This window comes from Halomarina oriensis, from assembly GCF_009791395.1.
In the GTDB taxonomy this organism is placed as follows: Archaea; Halobacteriota; Halobacteria; order Halobacteriales; family Haloarculaceae; genus Halomarina; species Halomarina oriensis.
In genome coordinates this window covers 1-1,761 of sequence record NZ_WSZK01000050.1, presented here as the reverse complement: position 1 = coordinate 1,761, position 1,761 = coordinate 1, and the positions used below count along the sequence as shown (strand labels likewise).

Annotated in this window: 1 protein-coding gene and 1 pseudogene; one reads left to right on the top strand and one right to left on the bottom strand. The window is 52.5% G+C overall.

All coding sequences use genetic code 11. The features are described 5' to 3' along the window. A pseudogene (locus GQS65_RS21260) lies at nucleotides 1-1,327 on the bottom strand (Eco57I restriction-modification methylase domain-containing protein); the annotation flags it as partial. A 279-nt stretch (nucleotides 1,328-1,606) separates the two neighbouring features. Here GQS65_RS21260 and GQS65_RS22260 point away from each other — a divergent pair. Then, on the top strand, nucleotides 1,607-1,761 hold a 155-nt coding region (locus tag GQS65_RS22260; protein ID WP_394351472.1), incomplete at its 3' end, for an Eco57I restriction-modification methylase domain-containing protein.

Below are 1,761 nucleotides of genomic sequence, written 5' to 3'. Positions count from 1 at the left end.
GGAAATACTCAATGCACTGCATGTATAGGTCCATTAAGACCTCCTGAGCGGCGAGCAGAAACGCCCCACTCCCAACTGCAGGGTCCAGAATATGTGCATCCTTCAGGATATCGTGATACAGAGTTTCGACGTGTTTGGTCTGGACGTTCTCCGTCGGCACCTGCTGTGTGATGGTACCACCGTCGGCAATGGCCTCTGGGCTTCCTTCAGATTCAACTGCAGCGAACCCAAACACATGGTCAATCTCGCTGTAGTCAGCGTCAATCGCTTCATTGAGTTCGTCCAGTAAGTAGGGGTGAATCGTCCGTCGGGCCATGAAACCCGTGATTTCCTCAGGGGTGTAATACGCCCCCATCTCCTTCTGATTGACCGTCTGCTCGAAGATATGTCCCAGAATTGCAGGGGAGAGGTTCTTTGGATCGACGATGTCGAGTCGCTCGTCGACGTTCCAGTTCCAATCAGAGAGGAAGTCGAGAATGTCCTCAAGGAGTTGGTTCGTGTCTTTTGCCGAACCCCCCAACTTCGCTTCGCCGAACGCTTCCTCGACGGGATTTTTGGCGAACAACCCGCCGTTGAGGTACGGGAGGCTTCCAAAGTCCGGATTCTGTTTGTCCTCCGCTAGATATTCGAAGAAGAGGGGTGCATAGAACTCCTCGTAGTGGTCCCCACCGTCATCAACGACTTTGCTCGGCTGTTCGTGGAGGTAGTTAGGATTTCGATCGAGCAGACGCTTTTCCTGAATGAAGTACAGGAAAATCATCCGGTCAAGGATGACCTGGACGTAGCGTTGTTTCGCATCACCGCGGTCGTCGGGAATCCCTGAGACCTCTTGAATGAGATCTGTCCGCAGTTTCTCGAACTCTTCATAAAACTCTTTGACGACCTGCTGGGTGTCGTAGAGAGTGTCGTAGATTGCGGCAGAGGAGCCGTACTCAATCGAGTTCAGCTTCTGGAGAATCGTGTTCTTCTCGCCGCTCTCACTGGTGAACTGCTCCTTTGAGAACGAGATCTTCTGGTGCTTGATCCGACCATGTTGCTGGCCCTCCCAGCTGCGAACCCGGGTGAGGAACGTGAAGTTCTCGAAGTCGTTCGTCGCGACGAGGTTGGTATGACGAGATCGGTTTTCAGGTTTGAAGTCGGTGGCCGTCTCGCCGGGGGCAGCGTTGACGATGACGATGAACTCGTCATCGTCGAGTTGCAAGACGAGCTCAGCATCACCCCCCAACTTCGGGCGTGGTTTCAATCCACGCTTCTCAAGGGAGGTTGCAATGTCGCGGAGGGAGTCCCAGCCTGCGATATCTGACGCAGTGATCTGCTGGAGAGTCATACTCTCTGAAAATTGCTTTGCTTATATGTAATTGGTGGATGAGCTATCCTGTTTGCTCGTAGGTGAGTGATGAGTACAGAGATTATTCCTTACCAAATTGGTCATGGTGCCATTCCAACAATACGTGGCACAAGATACTCAGTCCCAATCAAGGGAGGAAAGACGCCGGAGGTACCGAATTTGGTATACTCAGTAGATGCAGTGCATTGAGTATTCCAGCGCCTCGATGCTGAAGCAAAAGCTGGGAATGGAGAGTCTAGCCGTGAAGAGGTAGAGGAAATAGAGCGCGGCCACGGAGGAATTTCACTCTACTCGAAGCGGTCGATTATCCTGAACAATCTCTATGGGGTCGATATCGAAGATGGGGCAGTCGAGATTTGCAAGCTGCGTCTGTGGCTCTCGATGGTCGCTGATATCGAGGATGACCCGAGCGA